This is a genomic window from Sphingomonas flavalba (assembly GCF_004796535.1).
GTDB lineage: Bacteria > Pseudomonadota > Alphaproteobacteria > Sphingomonadales > Sphingomonadaceae > Sphingomonas_L > Sphingomonas_L flavalba.
Genome location: NZ_SPHY01000002.1, coordinates 138,520 through 155,494, shown reverse-complemented (window position 1 = coordinate 155,494; position 16,975 = coordinate 138,520). Strand labels below are relative to the sequence as shown.

The following is a 16,975-nucleotide window of genomic DNA, read 5'->3' as shown; positions in this document are numbered from 1 at the left end:
CCGCGAAATGAGCGCAGAAGCCGCGGCCGTCGATCCGGAACGTCGCCTCGCCGTCGCCTACGCGCCGGAGCGGGCGCGCGGCGCGCTGCTGGCGCTGTGGCGGCTGGACGCGACGCTGGCCGATGTCGTCCGCACTACGACCGAACCGACGATCGGTCGGATGCGGCTGACATGGTGGTACGACGCGCTGCTAGCGCTGGATGACGGGCCGCCGCCGGCCGAGCCGCTGCTTGCCGCATTCGCCGACATCCTGCCGGAGCGCGGCATTCCCCCGGCGCGGCTGACCCCGTTGATCGACGGGTGGGAAGCGCTGCTCGATCCGTTGCCGTTGAAGCCGGACGCGATCGACGACTATGCGCGCGGCCGTGGGGCCGGGCAGTTTCGCGCCGCCGCCGCGCTGATCGGTGTCGATCCGCCGGAGGCGATCGACGCGGCCGGGCGGCTGTGGGCGCTGGTCGACCTGGCCTTCCACATCAGCGACCCGGTCACCGCGGAGCGGGCGATCGCCGCCGCGCGCGCCGTTGCCGGCCAGGTGCCCCGCCGCTGGCCGCCGGCGCTGCGCGCGCTCGGCCTGCTGACCGTGCTCGCCCGCCGCGATGCCCGCGCCGGACTGGCCCGACGACCAAGGCGGGGGGCGCCCGGAAGGGTGCTTCGCGGTCTTTGGCATGCTATGTCAGGCGTTTAGCGGAGTCGGCGACGGAGGCGTTCGGCATGGGGCGATTTCTGGCAGGGGTGGGATCGGCATTGCTGCTGGTCGCTGCCGGATTTTTCTGGTGGCAGGGCTCGGCGAACCGCAATGCGGCGGATATGCAGATATCACCAGCGGCCGCGCTGGCGGCCGAACCGCCGGTTGCTCCACCGCAAGCCGACGAGCGGACGCGCGAGCAGAAGCGCTTCGACCGTTACGACAAGGACCGCAACGAGGCGATCAGCCGCGAGGAATATCTCGTCAGCCGCCACAAGGCCTTCGCCCGGCTCGACCTGAACCATGACGGCCGGCTCGATTTCGACGAATGGGCGAAGAAGACAACCGACAAATTCGCCCACACCGACGCCGATCGTTCCGGCACCCTGACCCGCGCCGAGTTCCTGACCACTCGGGTGGTCCGCAAGACGCCGGCCCGGTGCACCTGCCCCCCACCGCGCGCGGCGGAGGACGACGAAGGCTGATATCCAACCGTGCTCCGCAAGCAGGAGCACAAGGATGGAAGCGTCAGTTCCAGGCGGAGAGGGCGGCGCGGGCGCGGGCGGCGATCAGGCCCTTGCGGTCGGCCTTCCGCGCGCGTTCGTCAAGCGGCGGGAACAGGCCGAAATTGATGTTCATCGGCTGGTAGGTCGCAGCATCGGCGCCGCCGGTGATATGGCCGAGCAGCGCGCCGAGTGCGGTTTCGCGCGGGGGCAGGGCGGCTTCACGCCCATCGGCCTCGGCTAGCGCGAAGCGGCCGGCGAGCAGGCCGATCGCGGCGGATTCGACATAGCCTTCGCAGCCGGTGATCTGCCCGGCGAAGCGGATATGCGGGTGGCTTTTCAGCCGCAGCCAGGGGTCGAGCAGCGCCGGCGCGTTGATGAAGGTGTTGCGGTGCAGCCCGCCGAGCCGGGCGAACTCCGCCTTCTCCAGCCCTGGAATGGTGCGGAACAGCCGGACCTGCTCGGCATGCTTCAGCTTGGTCTGGAAGCCGACGATGTTCCACAGCGTGCCGAGCGCGTTGTCCTGGCGCAGCTGAACGACGGCATAGGGCCAGCGGCCGGTACGCGGATCGTCGAGGCCGACCGGCTTCATCGGGCCGAAGCGCAGCGTGTCGAAACCGCGTTCGGCCATCACCTCGATCGGCATGCAGCCGTCGAAATAGGGGGTGTCGCGCTCCCATTCCTTGAACGCGGTCTTTTCGCCGTCGATCAGCCCTTGATGGAATGCCGCATACTGGTCGCGGTCGAGCGGGCAGTTGATGTAATCCTTGCCGTCGCCCTTGTTCCAGCGCGACTGGAACCAGGCGACCGACATGTCGATGCTGTCGCTGTGGATGATCGGCGCGATCGCGTCGAAGAAGGCGAGGGCGTCGGCGCCGGTATGCGCGCCGATCGACTCCGCCAGCCGCGCGGCGGTCAGCGGGCCGGTGGCGACAATGGTCGCGCCGCTGTCCGGCAGCGCGTCGACCCGGCGACGGATGATCTCGACATTCGGGTGGGCGGCGAGCGCGCCGGTAACGCCGGCGGAAAAGCCGTCGCGATCGACCGCCAGCGCCGACCCGGCCGGCACCCGGTGCCGGTCCGCCTCGCGCAGGATCAGCGAGCCGAGCGCGCGCATCTCGGCATGGAGCAGGCCGACGGCGTTGCGCTCCGCGTCGTCGGAGCGAAAGCTGTTGGAGCAGACCAGCTCGGCGAGGTGGTCGGTCTGGTGGGCGGGAGTGCCTTCGCCGCCGCCACGCATCTCGAACAGGCGCACCGGCACCCCGGCTTCGGCGAGCTGCCACGCCGCTTCCGAGCCGGCGAGGCCGCCGCCGATAATTTCAATTTTGTCGGTCATGGCAAAAGGCGATAGAGGGTGGATCGGGGAGAGGCGAGGGGCTTTGGCGCAAACGGTCTTCACAATCGGCTATGAAAAGGCAACCGTGCCGGACCTGATCGGCGCGCTTGCCGCCGCCGACGTCGATCTGGTCGTCGACGTGCGGGCGATCACCAGCTCGCGCAAACCCGGTTTTTCCAAGAACGCCCTGGCCGCCGAACTGGCCGAAGCCGGCATCGGCTACCGCCACCTGCGCGCGCTCGGCACGCCGAAGGCCGGACGCGATGCCGCACACAAGGGGGATGTCGCGACGATGCACGCCATCTACGACCAGCAGCTTGCGTTGCCCGAGGCGCAGGCCGAGGCGGCGATCCTGCGCGACCTTGTCGCCGGCCACCGGGCGGCGCTGCTCTGCTACGAGCGCGAACCGGCCGGGTGCCACCGCACGTTCCTGCTCCAGGCGGCGGTGCCCGACGCCACCGTCGTGGACCTTTATCCGTGAACGGCGTGCGGCTGCTGCTGGTCGCGGCGGTGATCGCCGGGCTCAGCTACCCGCTCGGCTGGACACTGGGCCTGCCGGCGGCGGCCAACCTGGCGTGGAAAGGGGCGGGCGTCGGCCTGCTCGCGCTGTGGGCAGCGACGCAGGCACGGAGCCTGGACGGCTGGCTGCTAGTGGTGGTGCTGGCGTTCGGCGCGCTCGGCGATGTGCTGCTGGAACGGGACATGGTGCTTGGCGCGACTGCTTTCGTCGCCGGCCATTGCGTCGCGATCCGGCTATACTGGCGCAACCGCCGGCCGGCGCTGACCGTCAGCCAGCGGACATTGGCGCTGCTGACCGTCCCGGTCGCGGTGCTGGTCGCCTTCCTGCTGCCCGCCGACCGGACGGCGGCAACGACCGCCGCCGCCTATACGCTGTTCGTCGCGGTGATGGCCGCTTGTGCCTGGGCCAGCCGCTTCCCGCGCTATCGCACCGGCATCGGCGCGATGCTGTTCCTTGCGTCGGACCTGCTGATCTTCGCGCGCATGGGGCCGCTCTCCGGCGGCGGAGGCGCACTCGGCCTAGCCATCTGGCTCAGCTATTTCGTCGGGCAGACCCTGATCGCCGTCGGCGTCCGATCAACGCTGGACCGGCGGGCCGGGACGTAGCGGCGGCGGCGGTCATGCCACCGCGCCGCCGTCCGCCGCCGTGTCCGCCTCACCGTCCCCATCCTCATCGTCCTGGCTGTCGCCGATCCGCGCGGCTGAGACGACCTGTTCGGCATCGGCGACGTCGAACAGCCGAACCCCGGCCGATCCGCGCCCGATGACACGCAGGCTGTCCAGCCCCATGCGGATCAGCTTGGCCTGATCAGTGACCAGCATCAGCTGGTCGGTCTGCGTCGCCGGGAAACTGGCGACGACCAGGCCGTTGCGGGCGATGTTGTCGATGTTGGTGATGCCCTGGCCGCCGCGCCCGGTGCGGCGATATTCATAGGCGGAGGACAGTTTGCCGTAACCATTGGCGCAAACGGTGAGGACGAACTGCTCCTTCGCCTGCAATTCGGCGAAGCGTTCGGCGGTCATCTGCGGCGCGCTGTCCTTTTCCGCCTTCCACGGCGCGTGGCGCAGGTAATCCTCGCGCTCGTCCTGGTCGCGCATGCCGCCACGGTGGAGGATCGACAGCGAGATCACCTCGTCGCCATCGGCCAGCCGCATGCCACGCACGCCGGTGGAGTTGCGGCTCTGGAACTCGCGGACGTCGTCGCCGGCGAAGCGGATCGCCTTGCCGTGGCGTGTGGCCAGCAGGACATCGTCCTGCTCGTTGAGCAGCGCGACGCCGATCAGCCGGTCGTCGATATCCTCGCCCTCGAACTTCATCGCGATCTTGCCGTTCGACGGCACGTTGGTGAACGCGTCCATGCTGTTGCGGCGCACGCTGCCCTTCGCCGTCGCGAACATGACGTGCAGTTTGCCCCATTCCGCCTCGTCCTCCGGCAGCGGCAGCACGGTCGAGATCGTCTCGTCCTTGTCGAGCGGCAGCAGATTGATCATCGGCCGCCCGCGCGTGGCCGGCCCGCCTTCCGGCAGGCGCCACACTTTCATCCGGTAGACCTTGCCGGCGGTGGAGAAGAACAGCACCGGCGTGTGCGTCGAGGTGACGAACAGTTCGGTGACGACGTCCTCGTCCTTGGTCGACATACCGGCGCGGCCCTTGCCGCCGCGCCGCTGGGCGCGGAAGGTGTCGAGCGACGTGCGCTTGATATAGCCGTCGAGGGTGACGGTGACGACCATCTCCTCGCGCTCGATCAGGTCCTCGTCGTCGATGCCGTCGGCGGCCGGAGCGATCAGGGTACGGCGCGGCGTGGCGAATTCGTCGCGCACCGCCTCCAGCTCCTCGCGCATCACTGCATAGAGCTTGGCGCGGTCGCCGAGGATGGCGAGCAGGTGGCCGATGCTGTCCGCCAGTTGCTTCAGTTCGTCGCCGATCTCGTCGCGGCCGAGCGCGGTCAGCCGGTGCAGGCGCAGGTCGAGGATCGCGCGGACCTGCGCTTCCGACAGGCGGTAGCTGTCGCCACCGGCTACGTCCTCGACCGCCTCGACCAGCCGGATGTAGGGCGCGATCTCATCGACCGGCCATTCGCGGGCCAGCAGGGCGGCGCGCGCTTCCGCCGGGCTGGCCGACCCGCGGATGATCCGCACCACTTCGTCCAGGTTGGTGACCGCGATGACCAGGCCCAACAACAGGTGGGCGCGATCGCGCGCCTTGGCCAGCTCGAACTTCGAGCGGCGGGTGATGACCTCCTCGCGGAAACCGATGAAGGCGCTGACGATGTCGAGCAGGGTCAGCGTTTCCGGCCGCCCGCCACGGATGGCGAGCATGTTCGCCGGGAAGCTGGTCTGCGCCGGGGTGTGCCGCCACAGCTGGTTCAGCACCACTTCCGCCGTCGCGTCGCGGCGCAGGTCGATGACGATGCGGACGCCTTCGCGGTTCGATTCGTCGCGAATGTCGCTGACGCCTTCGATCCGCTTGTCCTTCGCGGCCTCGGCGATGCTCTCGACCAGCCGGTTCTTGCCGACCTGGAACGGAATTTCGGTCAGCACGATCGACCGGCGGTCGCCGCGTCCTTCCTCGATCGTGTGGCGGCTGCGCATCATGATCGATCCGCGCCCGCTGTTATAGGCTGCCCGCGCGCCGCCCTGGCCGAGGATCAGCGCGCCGGTCGGGAAATCGGGGCCGGGAACATGCTCGATCAGTTCGTCGATGGTGATCGCCGGATTGTCGATATAGGCGATGCAGGCGCTCAGCACCTCGCCCAGGTTGTGCGGCGGCACGTTGGTCGCCATGCCGACGGCGATGCCGCCGGCGCCGTTGACCAGCAGGTTGGGGAAGCGCGCCGGCAGCACCTGCGGCTCGCGCTCCGACCCGTCATAGTTGGGCTGGAAGTCGACGGTGTCCCGATCGATGTCGTCGAGCAGCACGTTGGCGACCTTGGCCAGCCGCGCCTCGGTATAGCGCATCGCCGCCGCTTCGTCCGGGTCCATCGAGCCGAAATTGCCCTGGCCGTCGATCAGCGGCACCCGCATCGACCAGTCCTGCGCCATGCGGACCAGCGCGTCGTAGATCGAGGAGTCGCCGTGCGGGTGGTATTTACCCATCACGTCACCGACCAGGCGGGCGGACTTGCGATAAGGCTTGCCGGCGACGAACCCGGCCTCGTGCGCGCCGTAGAGGATGCGGCGGTGAACCGGCTTCAACCCGTCGCGCACGTCGGGCAGCGCGCGCGAAACTATGACCGACATGGCATAGTCGAGGTAGCTGGTCTTCATCTCGTCAACGATGTTGACGGGGGAGATATCGGAAGGGTCGGCGAGCAAGGTCGCGTCGTCGGTCAACGTAAGGGCTTTCGGACTGTGATGCGGAATGCACGGCATTAGCGGATCGCCATGCTTATGACCACCCCGCGCGGGTGCGTGCGCGCGCGAGAACGCACCACCGCCTTTGCCGATGCGAGGGCCCGGCGAGCGACGAACCGGTCGAAGCAAGCGACGGTTTGCGGCAGGTTGAGATAGCGGCGCCGGAACGACCGGGTTAGGCCGGAATCCGTAGAAACACGCTATTCAATAGCGGTTCATGCCCGAACGCCGAAGGTGGAACCGGTTCCGCCTTGCGCGCTTTGGGACAGAACCATAGGACGATGACCGGGCCAAGACGATCGGCCACGGGATCGCTTGAGGAGGCATGATGAAGAAGATTTCAACCCTGCTGCTTGGCGCCGCTCTGACGCTCGGCATGGTCAGCAGCCCGCTCCTGTCCCCGGCCTTCGCCAAGAAGAAGGAAGAGCCGAAGGACACCAACACGTTCAAGCCCGAACTCAGCAAAGAGTTCCGCGCGGCGATCGCTCCGGTCGACAAGGCGGTGAAGGACAAGGATTTCGCTACCGCCCAGGCCAAGCTGACCGAGGCGGCGGCGGTCGCCAAGCTGCCCGACGAGAAATTCTACGTCGCCAATTTCCAGCTGCAGATCGGCCAGGAGATCAAGGATCAGGCGCTGCAGTTCAAGGGCATCGAAGGCATGCTCGAATCCGGTTCGCAGGCCGCCGCGCCGAACCGGGCGAAGTTGCTGTTCTATTCCGGCCAGGCTGCCTATTCGAACAAGGATTATCCGACCGCGATCAGCCGGCTGACCGAAGCGGAACAGGCCGGCAACCAGAATGTCGACGTCTACCTGCTGCTCGCCGAATCCTATTTCAAGCAGGAACAGATCCCGACCGGGCTCGGCTATGTCGAGCGTGCGGTGCAGTTGGAAACCGCCGCCGGCCGCAAGGCGCCGGAGGACTGGTACAAGCGGGCGGCGTCGGTCGCCTATTCCGCCAAGCAGATGCCGGAAGTGGCGAAGTGGACCCGGCTTCAGGTCGCCGCCTATCCAACGGCGGAGAACTGGCGCAGCGCGCTGCTGATCTATCGTGATACCGGCACGCTCGACAGCCCGGCGACGCTCGACCTCTACCGCCTGATGCGCGCGAGCAAGGCGATCACCAGCGAGCGCGACTTCTACGAATATGCTCAGCTGGCATCCGATCGCGGCCTCCCCGGCGAAGCGGTCGCGGTGATCGACGAAGGCGTCTCGGCCGGCAAGCTCAACAAGGCCACGCCCGGCATCTCCGACGTTTACAAGTCGTCGAGCGAGAAGCTGGCGGCCGACAAGGCATCGCTGCCGGCGTCGGAAAAGGCATCGGCCACCGGCAAGGACGGCCGGATCGCCCAGAGCACGGCCGAGGCGTTCCTCAGCTACGGCGACTATGCGAAGGCGGCGGAACTGTACAAAATGGCGCTGACCAAGGGGAGTGTCGACACCAACGTCGTCAACACCCGCCTCGGCATCGCGCTGGCGCTGTCCGGCAACAAGGAAGAAGCGAAGACCGCGTTCGCCGCAGTCAATGGCGCGCGAACCGACCTCGCCAAATTCTGGGTCGAATGGCTGGATCAGCCGATCACCGGCGCCTGACGCCATCCGCCCGCATCGGGGCTGGCTCCGCCGGAGTCAGCCCCGGTCGGGTATCGGAACGCCCGGCTCGTCCTTCGACGTGCGGATGGTCAATGACGTCTTGACACTGGCGACGTTCGGCGCGGTCGTCAGCGACGAGGTCAGAAAATTCTGAAACGCCTGAAGGTCCTCCGCGACGACCTTCAGGATAAAGTCGATTTCGCCGTTCAGCATGTGGCATTCGCGCACGCTGGGCAGTGTCGCGACATGTTCCTCGAACGCACGCAGGTCCGACTCCGCCTGGCTCCGGAGGCTGACCAACGCGAACACGCTGATGCCATAGCCAAGAACGATCGGATCGAGCGCCGCGTGATATCCCCGGATCACTCCGCGCTGTTCCAGCGCCCTTACGCGCCGCAGGCAGGGCGGCGCAGTCAAGCCGACTTCTGCCGCCAGGTCGACATTGGTCATTCGTCCATCGCGCTGGAGCGCCGCGAGAATCTGCAGGTCGATCGAGTCAAGCAGCGGGGCGGCCATATTTCTGTATTTTTCCATCCATGTTCCGCTGAGTAACATAATAAAGTTGCAGGCAAAAGCAATTGTCCCACATTGCAACGTGCCGAAAAGAACACTGTCGCGACAATCACCGCGGGTTTAAGGACCGTGAACCTATGGCGTGGTAGCGCGCCGGGTGCGCGGAAAGTGGAGGGATTCGGTTGCGCTTCGATGACAGGCTGGCGACCGTGATGGCCCAACCGCCCGCTGATGCGGCGGCGCGGATCGCTATGTGGTGCCAGCTCGTCGACCTCGTCGCTCAGACCGCCGGGGACGATTCGCTGTCCTGCCTCGACGATGCCTATGCGATGCTGCGCGAATGGCGCCCCGACGTGTCGCGTGATCGACGTCAGGCGGCGGCGGCGGCGCTCGCCGGCCGCCGGGTACCACCGCGTCTCGTCGCCTTCTTCGCCGAAGACGATGCCGCGATCACTGCGCCGGTGATCGGCGGCGCGCGCCTCGCCGATGCCGAATGGATCGCGCTGGTGCCCCGCCTGTCTCCGGTTGCGCGCGCCCTGCTGCGCCATCGCCGCGATCTCGGCGCCGCCGTCGGTCGGGCGCTCGCCAGCTATGGCACCACCGATTTCGTGCTGCCGGGCGCCGTCGCTCCAGCCGTTTCGCCGGCGCAGGTGTCGCCGATCGGCATTGCTCCTCATGGTGCCACGCCCGCCTCGGCCGGCAGCGAACTGGCCGAACTCGTTGCCCGGATCGAGGCGTTCCGCCGTGACCGCCGCCCGCCGGAGCCGCAACCGGAAACGGTGGCTCCGCTGCCGGAGTGCCACGCCTTCACCTTCGAAACCGATGCCGACGGCACGATCGCTTTCTGCGCTGGGGCGCCGCGCACCCAGCTTGTCGGCCTGTCGATCGCCGAAGCGGGTGAGGGGGACCATGGCGTCGACGGCCATGCCGCCGGAGCGTTCAGGCGCCGCGCGCCATTTCGTGACGCGCGGCTGCGAATATCGGGCGATGCTGGCGCCGCCGGCGACTGGCGGATCTCGGCGGTTCCATGTTTCGATCCGCGCGCCGGCCGCTTCCTCGGCTTTCGCGGCAGCGCCCGACGCCCGCGCGCTGACGAACGGGCGGAAGCGGCGGGCCACGGTCTCCACGGCTCGGCGCTCGGCGGGGAATCGCTGCGCCAACTCGTCCATGAAATTCGCACGCCGTTGAACGCGATCATCGGCTTCGCCGAAATGATCGACCAGCAGGTCCTGGGGCCGGCGGCGGCCGACTATCGCGGGCGGGCGGGGGCGATCCTGGGCGACGCGCGCCGGCTGCTCGATACCGTCAACGATCTCGACGTCGCCGCGCGGGTCGAAAGCGCGCAGCGCCAGGCCCCGGTTCAAGGCAGCAGCACGGACGTCGCCGCGCGTATCACCGCGATCGGCGAGGAACTGGACCAGTTGACCGAGGCTCGCGGCGTCGCCCTTGCCCTGCGCATCGCGCCGGGGCTGGCACCGATTGCAGTCGACCAGGCGCCGCTCGACCGAATGGTGTCGCGCCTGCTCGCGGCGACCGTCGGGCTGGCCATGGAGGGCGAACGGATCGCGGCGACGCTCGACGTCGACACCGATCCGTCCCGCCTGTGCTTGTGCGTCGACCGTCCGGCGGCGATCGCCGGGCAGAACGAACGGGCTCTGCTCGACCCCGGCTACAGCCCCGACGGCGACTGGCCGGACGCGCCGACGCTCGGCCTTGGCTTCACCCTGCGGCTGGTCCGCAACCTGGCGGAGGCGGCCGGCGGGCGGCTCGACATCGCGGCCGACCGTTTCGCCCTGATCCTGCCGACCGCGACGCGCGAGGCACTGGAGCGCGAGGACCGGGGCTGACGCCGGGCGTGGCCGATCCCGCCTCCACCGGCCGGCTCGACCGTCCGCCTTCGCCGGATCGGATCGCGACGCTGCCGTCCAGTCTGCGCCGCCGCTACCTGCTCTGCGTCGATACCGAGGAGGAGTTCGACTGGGCGGACCGGCGCCGCTGGCACCTGTCCGGGGTCAGCGCGGCGGCGGCGATACCGGCGGCCCACCGCCGTTTCCGCGCGGCGGGAGCGGCCGTCACCTATCTGGCCGACTACCCGATCGTCGCCGACGATGCGGCGGTCGGCGCGCTCGGCGAGACGATCGCAGCCGGCGGTGCGACGATCGGCGCCCAGTTGCACCCCTGGGTCAATCCGCCGCTGCCGCCGGACACTGCCGACAGCAGCTTCGCAGGCGCGCTGCCGCCGGAATTGGAGGAGGCAAAGCTCGCCGCCCTCGCGGCGCGGATCGCCACGGCGTTCGGCGTTCGGCCGCTCGCCTATCGTGCCGGCCGTTACGGCGTCGGGCCGCGCAGCGCCGCCGCGCTCGTCCGCCAGGGCTTCGCGCTCGACTTGTCGGTGCGGCCGCTGTTCGACTATGCTGCGGAAGGCGGCCCGGACTTCACCGACTTCGGCGGCCAACCGTTTTGGGCGGGGGAGGGCCGGCGCCTGCTGGCGGTGCCGCTCGGTAGCGCTTTGACCGGGCACTGGCGGCGGCTGGGCGGCGGCTGGTATCGCCGGTTCGGCCGGGTGCCGCCGGCACTGGCCGTGCTGGCGCGGCTGAAGCTGCTGGCGCGGGTAGCGCTGACCCCGGAAGGCATGCCGATCGCCGACGCGCTGGAGGCGGCGCGCGCCCTACTGGGCGAAGGGGTTCCACTGCTCAGCCTATCCTTCCACTCGCCGTCGCTCGTCCCCGGCAATACTCCCTATGTCCGCGATGCGGCAGCACTCGCCGATTTCTGGCGCTGGTGGGACGCGATATTCGCCTTTCTCGCCCGCGAAGGCGTGGAGCCGGTGTCGACGGACGCGCTGGCCGCCTTCGTTCGCGGCGGCGAGGCGGACTGATGGTCGGGGAGACAGGATTCGAACCTGCGACCCTCTGCTCCCAAAGCAGATGCGCTACCAGACTGCGCTACTCCCCGACGGCATTGCCGGCTACCGACCGGCCATGCGGCATTGCGCTGGTGGGCCCGGCAGGATTCGAACCCGCAACCAAGCCGTTATGAGCGGCCGGCTCTACCATTGAGCTACAGGCCCCGCCATGCGCGGCCCGCCGATAGCGGAGAGGCTCGGCCGCTGTCCAGCGGGCAAAGCAAAAGGGGCGACCCGACGGACCGCCCCTTTCCCGTTTCCTGCCGGCCGCGTTTCGCAGCCGGTTGGAATTACTTGTTGGCGACCGCGTCAGCCGCGTCCGACGCAACGTCAGCAACGTTGCTGGCGGCGTCGTGCAGGTTGGCGGCGGCGTTGTCGAGGGTCGCTTCGGTCGACGCATTGGCGGCGTTGTCGGCCAGCGCGTCAAGGCTGTCGGCAGCGTTCTCGACCAGCGCGGCAGCGTTGTCGCCTTCGGCTTCAACGTTGGCGGCTTCCGGCGAACTGTTGCACGCGGCCAGGGTCATCAGGCCGGCGGCAGCCAGAACAAAGGTGATCTTCTTCATTCGTGTTGCTCCCAAAATTCAAAATTCACGCCGGCCCGAAATGCCGTCGCGAGCGGCCCCCAATAAAGGGATTTGCAATACGGTCAACGCAAAACCGCTGTAACGGATGCCTCGGCGCGTCGCAAGCGGCGCTTTGCGGCCGCCACCGACGGCGCGTGCGCCGCGCCATTCCGGGCCGCGCCAGCCAATCGGTCCATCGCCAACGATCGCATCCACACGCCGCCGTCAAAAGCATCGAAAAGTGCGCGGCGGCGCGTTCGCCGGCCATCTTCCGGCGCGAAGCCGGTGCCGAGTCGATTGACGGCAACCTCACGCTGCCCGTTTGCCAACGTGCCGCCAACCGGCTAGTGGCGGCGCGGATTTCCGATCATAATCTTTTCAAGTGGAGCCGACCAAGTGGCCGTCCAGTACAGCTTCGTCATGAAGGGCCTGACCAAGACCTTCCCCGGTGCCCAGAAACCGGTGCTCAACAACATCCATCTTCAGTTCCTGCCGGGCACCAAGATCGCGATTATCGGCGTCAACGGCGCTGGCAAGTCGACGCTGATGAAGATCATGGGCGGGCTGGACACGGATTACAGTGGGGAGGCGTGGGCGGCCGAGGGCATCCGCGTCGGCTATCTGGCGCAGGAGCCGCAGCTCGACCCGAAGAAGACGGTCAGGGAAAACGTCATGGACGGCGTCCGTCCGGTCGCCGACATGCTCGATCGCTTCAACGAGATCAGCATGCTGATGGCCGACCCGCCCGAAGACGCCGATTTCGACGCGCTGATGACCGAGATGGGCGAGCTTCAGGAGAAGATCGACGCGGTCGACGGCTGGACGCTCGACAACCAGCTTGAAATCGCGATGGAGGCGCTGCGCTGCCCGCCCGGCGACGCCGGCGTCGAGAATCTGTCCGGCGGCGAGAAGCGCCGGGTGGCACTGTGCCGCCTGCTGCTCGAAAAGCCGGACATCCTGCTGCTCGACGAGCCGACCAACCACCTGGATGCCGAGAGTGTCGCCTGGCTGGAACGGCACCTGATCGACTATCCGGGCAACGTCATCCTCGTCACCCACGACCGCTACTTCCTCGACAATGTCGTCGGATGGGTGCTGGAACTGGACCGTGGCCGCGGCATTCCGTTCGAAGGCAATTACTCCAACTGGCTGGAGCAGAAGGCCAAGCGGCTTGAGCAGGAAGACCGCGAGGAGGAAGGCCGCCAGAAGGCGATCAAGGAAGAGCTGGAGTGGATCCGCAAATCGCCCAAGGCGCGCCAGACCAAGTCCAAGGCGCGTATCCGGGCGTTTGACGAACTGGTCGAGAAGCAGGCGGACCGCCGCCCCGGCGCGGCGCAGATCCTGATCCAGATACCGGAACGGCTGGGCAGCAGCGTCATCGAGGCGAAGGGCCTGACCAAGAGCTTCGGCGACAAGCTGCTGTTCGAGGATCTGAGCTTCAACCTTCCGCCGGGTGGCATCGTCGGCGTGATCGGCCCGAACGGTGCCGGCAAGACGACGCTGTTCAAGCTGATCACCGGCCAGGAACAGCCTGACGCCGGCGAGATCAAGGTCGGCGAGACCGTCCAGCTCGGCTATGTCGACCAGAGCCGCGACCACCTCGATCCGAACAAGAATGTCTGGCAGGAAGTATCGGACGAACTCGATATCTTCCGCTTCGGCAAGCACGAAGTCGCATCGCGCGCCTATGTCGGTGCGTTCAACTTCAAGGGCACCGACCAGCAGAAGAAGGTCGGCCAGCTCTCCGGCGGTGAACGCAACCGCGTCCACATGGCGAAGATGCTGCGCAAGGGCGGCAACGTGCTGCTGCTTGACGAACCGACCAACGACCTCGACGTCGAAACGCTGCGCGCGCTGGAAGATGCGCTGGAGAATTTCGCCGGCTGCGCCGTGGTCATCAGCCACGACCGCTTCTTCCTCGACCGCCTCGCCACCCATATCCTCGCGTTCGAGGGCGACAGCCATGTCGAGTGGTTCGAAGGCAATTTCGAGGCCTATGAAGAAGACAAGCGCCGCCGCCTCGGCGACGCCGCCGACCGGCCGACCCGCGTCAGCTACAAGAAACTGACGCGCTGATTCCCCATTCCTAATGACTCCGCGCGTGCGCGGACCTGGGAAAAGGGGTCTGGAACCGGCCCGGTCAGCGCAGGTAGCGCCCGCCCTTCGAACGAGGGCGGGCTTTACCGCACTCTTTTTACGTAGACCGTTCCGCCCTCGCGCCTTTCGACCGCGAAATTCGGAATGGCCGCGATAAGATCGGACAGACGCGAGTAACCGTAGTTCCGCGCATCGAAGGATGACCGGTTGCCGACGCGCTGCCCAAGCTCGGACAGGCTGGCATAGCCGCGTTCGTCCCGCTTGGATGCCTTGAACGCGGCGCCGAGCAGGTTGATCAGATCGTCGTCGAAGCGAGAGCTGACCACGGCTGTCGCGCCTGCTTCGGCGCCACCGTCTTCCGCCTGATCCACATCATCAGGCTCTATCGCCTTCGACAAGGCGTCAACGTCAATGAAGCGGGTGCAGGCCTGGCGGAATCCCTCGGGCGTCTTCTGGCTGCCAAAGCCATAGACCGGCAGGCCTTCCTGCCGAATCCGCATGGCGAGCGGCATGAAATCGCTGTCGCTCGACATGATCCCGAAACCATCGACCCGGCCGCGGAACAGCAGGTCCATCGCATCGATGGTCATCTTCATGTCCGTGGCGTTCTTGCCCTTGGTGATGTCGAACTGCTGCTGCGGTTCGATGGCGTAGCGATGGGTCATTTCCGACCAGCGCTTCAGTTGCGGCTTGCTCCAGTTCCCGTAGGCGCGCCGGACGTTCACCGTCCCCAGTTCAACCAGAACGGTCAAAACCGGGTCGAGGGCGTCCGGCGATGCGTTATCGGCGTCGATCAGAAGCGCGATATTGCGGCTCGGCGCATTGCGTCCGTTGGTCATCCTTGGCGCCTTCGCCCTTCGTCGATGCTCCACGGCCCCGGGCCGGCGGCCGCGATGTAGAGGAACAGGAAGCAGAACAGGATCGCCGCGTCGCCGCCGTTCAGCGCCGGGAACGGCGATCCGGGGGCGTGGGCGATCCAGTAGGCGAACGCCATCTGGCCGGACAGCAGGAAGGCAACCGGTCGCGTGAACAGCCCGACGAGCAGCAACGCGCCGCCGCCAACCTCAAGGATCGCGGCGAACCACAGCAGGCTGCCGGGCGGCGGCATCATCTCCGACGCCGGAAAGCCGAACAGTTTCTGGGTGCCATGTTCGATGAACAGCAACGCGGCGACGATACGCAGGATACTCAGCAGCCTGGGCGCCCAGGCCTGGAATTGACTCGGCATCTTTCCCCTCCGCGCTTGGTTTCAAGCTCAGGCAGGTTCGAACGCGCCGGTCTGTTCGTCAAGCAGGTGCAGAATGCCGTCGGCAATGGCGAAATAGGCGCCGTGCAGCGTCACCAGCCCCAGCGACTCGCGCCGGGCGATGTTGGGAAAGGTGCGCAGATTGGCCAGGCCGACGCGCACCGTCTCATGCTCCATCGCGCGGCGGGCCGGACCGTGAACGTCGTCGCCATGCTCGGCGACGATCCGTTCGCGCGCCTCGTCGAGCATTTCGATCCAGTGGGCGATGAAGCCGCCTTCGCCAGGCTTCGCGTCCTTGAACGACTGGCTGAGCGAGGCGCCGCAGCCGCCGCACATGCCGTGGCCCATCACGACAATGTCGCGCACCTCCAACTCCATCACCGCGAATTCCAGCGCCGCCGACACGCCGTGGCGCCCGCCGCCGACCTCGTAGGGCGGCACCAGGTTGGCGACGTTGCGGACGACGAAGATCTCGCCGGGCGAGGTGTCGAAGATTTCCGCCGGATCGCAGCGACTGTCCGAACAGGCGATGATCATCGAGCGCGGGTGCTGCCCTTCCGACAGTTCCGCCCAGCGGTTGCGCTGCGTCGCCCAGCCGTTGGCGCGGAAACGGCGATAGCCGGCAAGCAGGTTGGTGTAGTCCGTCATGAGTCGCGCCCCATTCCTTGTTTTTGGTGTCGGGCGCCCGCATGACTCCGAAAGGGCGGGGGTGGCAAGTCCCGCTCATCGACGCTATCTGCAGGCGATGAGCGAAGCAGACTCCGTTCTCCGTCCGCCACGGACCCGCAAACCAGACTGGATTCGCGTCAAGGCGCCGACTTCCACCGGCTTCGCCGAGACCAAGGCACTGATGCGCCGACTCAATCTGGCGACGGTGTGCGAGGAGGCGGCCTGTCCGAATATCGGCGAGTGCTGGACCAAGAAGCACGCGACGGTGATGATCCTGGGCGACACCTGCACCCGGGCCTGCGCGTTCTGCAACGTCAAGACCGGCATGCCGCGCATGGTCGACCCGCAGGAGCCGCAGCATGTCGCCGACGCGGCGGCCGAGCTTGGCCTGCAGCACATCGTCGTCACCTCCGTCGATCGTGACGACCTGCCCGACGGCGGCGCCTCGCAGTTCGTCAAGGTGATCGAGGCGCTCCGGCGGACGACGCCGCAGACGACGATCGAGATCCTGACGCCGGATTTCCGCAACAAGGCGGAAAGCGCGATCGAGTCGATCGTCGCCGCCCGGCCGGACGTCTACAACCACAATCTGGAAACGGTGCCGCGCCTCTATCCGACGATCCGGCCGGGCGCGCGCTATTATGCGTCGCTGCGCCTGCTGGAAAGCGTCAAGCGCCACGATCCGTCGATCTTCACCAAGTCCGGCATCATGCTCGGGCTGGGCGAGGAACGGCTGGAGGTCCATCAGGTGATGGACGACATGCGCTCCGCCGACATCGATTTCATGACGATGGGCCAGTATCTGCAGCCGACGCCGCGCCATGCCAAGGTGGCGGAATTCGTCACTCCGCAAAGCTTCGGCGCCTATGCGGCGATCGCGCGGGCCAAGGGCTTCCTGCTCGTCGCCTCGTCGCCGCTGACCCGGTCGAGCTATCATGCCGATGCCGATTTCGCCCGGCTGCGCGCGGCGCGCGAGGCGAAGCTGGCCGGCTGA

General features: G+C 67.5%; 16 protein-coding genes and 2 tRNA genes. 9 read left to right on the top strand and 9 right to left on the bottom strand.

Annotated features, from left to right (window positions below; genetic code table 11):
* Positions 1 to 7 precede the first annotated feature (7 nt).
* Positions 8 to 685, top strand: a complete 678-nt coding sequence (locus E4A53_RS02575; RefSeq protein ID WP_136161555.1) for a squalene/phytoene synthase family protein — start codon at positions 8 to 10, stop codon at positions 683 to 685.
* Between the two features lie 26 nt (positions 686 to 711).
* Positions 712 to 1,170, top strand: a complete 459-nt coding sequence (locus E4A53_RS02570; protein WP_136161554.1) for an EF-hand domain-containing protein — start codon at positions 712 to 714, stop codon at positions 1,168 to 1,170.
* Between the two features lie 43 nt (positions 1,171 to 1,213).
* Here the strand turns inward: E4A53_RS02570 and trmFO are convergent, their stop codons facing one another.
* Entirely contained in the window at positions 1,214 to 2,524 is a 1,311-nt protein-coding gene (gene trmFO / locus E4A53_RS02565) for a methylenetetrahydrofolate--tRNA-(uracil(54)-C(5))-methyltransferase (FADH(2)-oxidizing) TrmFO (RefSeq protein WP_136161553.1), read from the bottom strand.
* 43 nt (positions 2,525 to 2,567) lie between these two features.
* Here trmFO and E4A53_RS02560 point away from each other — a divergent pair, with 43 nt between their 5' ends.
* Together E4A53_RS02560 and E4A53_RS02555 are read left to right on the top strand one after the other, a co-directional pair.
* Positions 2,568 to 3,005 (top strand): DUF488 domain-containing protein, encoded by a 438-nt coding sequence (locus tag E4A53_RS02560; RefSeq protein WP_239018096.1) that lies wholly within the window; start codon positions 2,568 to 2,570, stop codon positions 3,003 to 3,005.
* Positions 3,002 to 3,649: a lysoplasmalogenase family protein gene (locus E4A53_RS02555; protein ID WP_136161551.1), complete on the top strand. Its 648-nt coding sequence runs from the start codon at positions 3,002 to 3,004 to the stop codon at positions 3,647 to 3,649. The genes E4A53_RS02560 and E4A53_RS02555 overlap by 4 nt, the downstream gene beginning before the upstream one ends.
* A gap of 12 nt (positions 3,650 to 3,661) precedes the next feature.
* On the opposite strand, the gene gyrA is transcribed toward E4A53_RS02555, so the two are convergent.
* Complete coding sequence (gene gyrA, locus E4A53_RS02550; protein WP_136161550.1) at positions 3,662 to 6,376, bottom strand: DNA gyrase subunit A; 2,715 nt, start codon at positions 6,374 to 6,376, stop codon at positions 3,662 to 3,664.
* 349 nt (positions 6,377 to 6,725) lie between these two features.
* On the opposite strand from gyrA, the gene E4A53_RS02545 reads away from it, so the two are divergent.
* Positions 6,726 to 7,988 (top strand): tetratricopeptide repeat protein, encoded by a 1,263-nt coding sequence (locus tag E4A53_RS02545; protein WP_136161549.1) that lies wholly within the window; start codon positions 6,726 to 6,728, stop codon positions 7,986 to 7,988.
* A gap of 36 nt (positions 7,989 to 8,024) precedes the next feature.
* Here E4A53_RS02545 and E4A53_RS02540 read toward each other — a convergent pair whose 3' ends face one another.
* The gene (locus tag E4A53_RS02540; RefSeq protein WP_136161548.1) at positions 8,025 to 8,504 is read right to left on the bottom strand and encodes an Lrp/AsnC family transcriptional regulator; all 480 of its coding nucleotides are present in this window, start codon (positions 8,502 to 8,504) and stop codon (positions 8,025 to 8,027) included.
* Positions 8,505 to 8,713: 209 nt separating this feature from the next.
* Here E4A53_RS02540 and E4A53_RS02535 point away from each other — a divergent pair, with 209 nt between their 5' ends.
* Complete coding sequence (locus tag E4A53_RS02535; protein ID WP_239018095.1) at positions 8,714 to 10,348, top strand: sensor histidine kinase; 1,635 nt, start codon at positions 8,714 to 8,716, stop codon at positions 10,346 to 10,348.
* Between the two features lie 8 nt (positions 10,349 to 10,356).
* Positions 10,357 to 11,379, top strand: coding sequence for a polysaccharide deacetylase family protein (locus tag E4A53_RS02530; RefSeq protein WP_136161546.1), 1,023 nt, complete (start codon positions 10,357 to 10,359; stop codon positions 11,377 to 11,379).
* Here E4A53_RS02530 and E4A53_RS02525 read toward each other — a convergent pair.
* From E4A53_RS02525 to E4A53_RS02515, 3 genes are all read right to left on the bottom strand, one after another.
* Positions 11,380 to 11,456, bottom strand: a tRNA-Pro gene (locus E4A53_RS02525).
* A gap of 40 nt (positions 11,457 to 11,496) precedes the next feature.
* Positions 11,497 to 11,571 (bottom strand) — tRNA-Ile (locus E4A53_RS02520).
* A gap of 125 nt (positions 11,572 to 11,696) precedes the next feature.
* On the bottom strand, positions 11,697 to 11,969 hold the full coding sequence (locus E4A53_RS02515; RefSeq protein ID WP_136161545.1) for a hypothetical protein: 273 nt from the start codon (positions 11,967 to 11,969) through the stop codon (positions 11,697 to 11,699).
* Between the two features lie 396 nt (positions 11,970 to 12,365).
* On the opposite strand from E4A53_RS02515, the gene ettA reads away from it, so the two are divergent.
* Positions 12,366 to 14,045 (top strand): energy-dependent translational throttle protein EttA, encoded by a 1,680-nt coding sequence (ettA, locus tag E4A53_RS02510; protein WP_136161544.1) that lies wholly within the window; start codon positions 12,366 to 12,368, stop codon positions 14,043 to 14,045.
* A 104-nt stretch (positions 14,046 to 14,149) separates the two neighbouring features.
* Here ettA and E4A53_RS02505 read toward each other — a convergent pair whose 3' ends face one another.
* Genes E4A53_RS02505 through E4A53_RS02495 form a run of 3 tightly spaced genes read right to left on the bottom strand, consistent with a single transcriptional unit; the run spans position 14,150 to position 15,960 of the window.
* Positions 14,150 to 14,905, bottom strand: a complete 756-nt coding sequence (locus E4A53_RS02505; protein WP_136161543.1) for an NYN domain-containing protein — start codon at positions 14,903 to 14,905, stop codon at positions 14,150 to 14,152.
* Positions 14,902 to 15,294 carry a DoxX family protein gene (locus tag E4A53_RS02500; protein ID WP_136161542.1) on the bottom strand — a complete coding sequence of 131 codons (393 nt, stop codon included), beginning with the start codon at positions 15,292 to 15,294 and terminating at the stop codon, positions 14,902 to 14,904. Before E4A53_RS02500 ends, E4A53_RS02505 begins: the two co-directional genes overlap by 4 nt.
* 27 nt (positions 15,295 to 15,321) lie before the next feature.
* Positions 15,322 to 15,960: a carbonic anhydrase gene (locus E4A53_RS02495; RefSeq protein WP_136161541.1), complete on the bottom strand. Its 639-nt coding sequence runs from the start codon at positions 15,958 to 15,960 to the stop codon at positions 15,322 to 15,324.
* 97 nt (positions 15,961 to 16,057) lie between these two features.
* Here E4A53_RS02495 and lipA point away from each other — a divergent pair, with 97 nt between their 5' ends.
* The gene (gene lipA, locus E4A53_RS02490; protein ID WP_136161540.1) at positions 16,058 to 16,975 is read left to right on the top strand and encodes a lipoyl synthase; all 918 of its coding nucleotides are present in this window, start codon (positions 16,058 to 16,060) and stop codon (positions 16,973 to 16,975) included.

Coding starts and splice junctions, on each gene's coding strand:
- E4A53_RS02575 (WP_136161555.1), top strand. CDS start 8: ATGAGCGCAGAAGCCGCGGCCGTCGATCCGGAACGTCGCCTCGCCGTC.
- E4A53_RS02570 (WP_136161554.1), top strand. CDS start 712: ATGGGGCGATTTCTGGCAGGGGTGGGATCGGCATTGCTGCTGGTCGCT.
- trmFO (WP_136161553.1), bottom strand. CDS start 2,524: ATGACCGACAAAATTGAAATTATCGGCGGCGGCCTCGCCGGCTCGGAA.
- E4A53_RS02545 (WP_136161549.1), top strand. CDS start 6,726: ATGAAGAAGATTTCAACCCTGCTGCTTGGCGCCGCTCTGACGCTCGGC.
- E4A53_RS02540 (WP_136161548.1), bottom strand. CDS start 8,504: ATGGCCGCCCCGCTGCTTGACTCGATCGACCTGCAGATTCTCGCGGCG.
- E4A53_RS02535 (WP_239018095.1), top strand. CDS start 8,714: ATGGCCCAACCGCCCGCTGATGCGGCGGCGCGGATCGCTATGTGGTGC.
- E4A53_RS02515 (WP_136161545.1), bottom strand. CDS start 11,969: ATGAAGAAGATCACCTTTGTTCTGGCTGCCGCCGGCCTGATGACCCTG.
- E4A53_RS02505 (WP_136161543.1), bottom strand. CDS start 14,905: ATGACCAACGGACGCAATGCGCCGAGCCGCAATATCGCGCTTCTGATC.
- E4A53_RS02500 (WP_136161542.1), bottom strand. CDS start 15,294: ATGCCGAGTCAATTCCAGGCCTGGGCGCCCAGGCTGCTGAGTATCCTG.
- E4A53_RS02495 (WP_136161541.1), bottom strand. CDS start 15,960: ATGACGGACTACACCAACCTGCTTGCCGGCTATCGCCGTTTCCGCGCC.
- lipA (WP_136161540.1), top strand. CDS start 16,058: ATGAGCGAAGCAGACTCCGTTCTCCGTCCGCCACGGACCCGCAAACCA.